The following is a 2,500-nucleotide window of genomic DNA, read 5'->3' as shown; positions in this document are numbered from 1 at the left end:
ACATCCGTTGAAAAGGATCGGGATGAGCTGTGCCTAGGGGTGAAAGGCCAATCAAACTCGGAGATAGCTGGTTCTCTGCGAAATCTATTTAGGTAGAGCGTCATCCGAATACCCCGGGGGGTAGAGCACTGGATGGGTAATGGGGCCCCACAGGCTTACTGATCCTAACCAAACTCCGAATACCCGGGAGTACTAGATGGCAGACACACTGCGGATGCTAACGTCCGTAGTGGAGAGGGAAACAACCCTGACCTACGACTAAGGCCCCCAATTCATGGCTAAGTGGGAAAGCAGGTGGGACGACCAAAACAACCAGGAGGTTGGCTTAGAAGCAGCCATCCTTTAAAGATAGCGTAACAGCTCACTGGTCTAAATAAGTTGTCCTGCGGCGAAGATGTAACGGGGCTCAAGCCATGAGCCGAAGTCTAGGGATGCGTAAGCATCGGTAGCAGAGCGTAGTGTGACATAGTCTCATTCCTCCTTCATGCCTTCGGGCAGATTGGAGGAGAGAGGCTTTCGATGAAGCGGGCGCGTGAGCGATCCCGTGGAGAGATCACTAGTGAGAATGATGACATGAGTAGCGACAAAGAGTGTGAGAGACACTCTCGCCGAAAGTCCAAGGGTTCCTGCTTAAAGCTAATCTGAGCAGGGTAAGCCGGCCCCTAAGCCGAGGCCGAAAGGCGTAGGCGATGGGAACTAGGTTAATATTCCTAGGCCAGGAGGATGTGACGGATCACAGGTGTAGTTCAATCTTATCGGATTGATTGGGCTGCTGAGTGGTTCCTGGAAATAGCCCTCCATCAGACCGTACCCTAAACCGACACAGGTGGACTGGTAGAGCATACCAAGGCGCTTGAGAGAACGATGTTGAAGGAACTCGGCAAAATACCTCCGTAAGTTCGCGAGAAGGAGGCCCGGTTCCTAGGCAACTAGGGGCTGGGGGCACAAACCAGGGGGTGGCGACTGTTTATTAAAAACACAGGGCTCTGCGAAGTCGCAAGACGACGTATAGGGTCTGACGCCTGCCCGGTGCCTGAAGGTTAAAAGGAGAGGTGAGAGCCTTGAATTGAAGCCCAGGTAAACGGCGGCCGTAACTATAACGGTCCTAAGGTAGCGAAATTCCTTGTCGGGTAAGTTCCGACCTGCACGAATGGCGTAACGACTTCCCCGCTGTCTCCAACATCGACTCAGCGAAATTGAATTGCCTGTCAAGATGCAGGCTTCCCGCGGTTAGACGGAAAGACCCCGTGCACCTTTACTACAGCTTCGCACTGGCATCAGGATTGTGATGTGCAGGATAGGTGGTAGGCTTTGAAGCAGGAACGCAAGTACCTGTGGAGCCTCCCTTGAGATACCACCCTTCGCACTCTTGATGTCTAACCGCGGTCCGTTATCCGGATCCGGGACCCTGCGTGGCGGGTAGTTTGACTGGGGCGGTCGCCTCCTAAAGCGTAACGGAGGCGCGCGAAGGTTGGCTCAGAGCGGTCGGAAATCGCTCGTTGAGTGCAATGGCAGAAGCCAGCCTGACTGCAAGACTGACAAGTCGAGCAGAGTCGAAAGACGGCCATAGTGATCCGGTGGTCCCGAGTGGAAGGGCCATCGCTCAACGGATAAAAGGTACGCCGGGGATAACAGGCTGATACTGCCCAAGAGTCCATATCGACGGCAGTGTTTGGCACCTCGATGTCGGCTCATCTCATCCTGGGGCTGGAGCAGGTCCCAAGGGTACGGCTGTTCGCCGTTTAAAGAGGTACGTGAGCTGGGTTTAGAACGTCGTGAGACAGTTCGGTCCCTATCTGCCGTGGGTGTAGGAGACTTGAGAGGAGTTGCCCCTAGTACGAGAGGACCGGGGTGAACGATCCACTGGTGGACCAGTTGTCGTGCCAACGGCAGTGCTGGGTAGCTATGATCGGACAGGATAACCGCTGAAGGCATCTAAGCGGGAAGCCCCCCTCAAAACAAGGTCTCCCTGAGGGCCGTGGAAGACCACCACGTCAATAGGCCGGAGATGTAAGCGCAGTAATGCGTTCAGTTGACCGGTACTAATCGCCCGATAGGCTTGATTTGATCCAGTAATGGAAAGACAAATCAAAAACATACACCTCAGTAAACATGGACAGCGCGTGCCAACGCAAACGGCACTGTTGATTGATAACTACAACCGAGTGGCAACGTGCCTTTTGCAAGCAAAAGACGCTACCTGCCACCTCGTCGCTTTCTTGCACAGCAAGAAAGTCGACATGGGCTTTTCCTCGGTTTGGTGGTCATAGCGCAAGTGAAACACCCGGTCCCATCCCGAACCCGGAAGTTAAGCACTGCCGCGCCAATGGTACTTGGGCTTAAGCCCCGGGAGAGTAGGTCACCGCCAAACCTAGAAAAAGCCCACACATCTCTCTAAACGATGAAAACAAATCTGACTCTGACGCGGGATGGAGCAGCCCGGTAGCTCGTCAGGCTCATAACCTGAAGGTCGCAGGTTCAAATCCTGCTCCCGCAACCA

1 tRNA gene and 2 rRNA genes (1 of these 3 cut by a window edge) are annotated in these 2,500 nt (G+C 54.2%); all 3 read left to right on the top strand.

The annotated features are described in order from the left end of the window. Positions 1-2,067, top strand: a 23S ribosomal RNA gene (locus ACR0DX_RS22505); it begins 760 nt to the left of the window's first position. A gap of 189 nt (positions 2,068-2,256) precedes the next feature. Next, positions 2,257-2,371 (top strand): 5S ribosomal RNA (gene rrf, locus ACR0DX_RS22500). A gap of 52 nt (positions 2,372-2,423) precedes the next feature. Then, a tRNA-Met gene (locus tag ACR0DX_RS22495) sits at positions 2,424-2,500 on the top strand.

Source organism: Ruegeria sp. D3, from assembly GCF_056534465.1.
The sequence above is the reverse complement of the archived record's forward strand: the minus strand, read 5'-3'. Positions and strand labels throughout refer to the sequence as shown.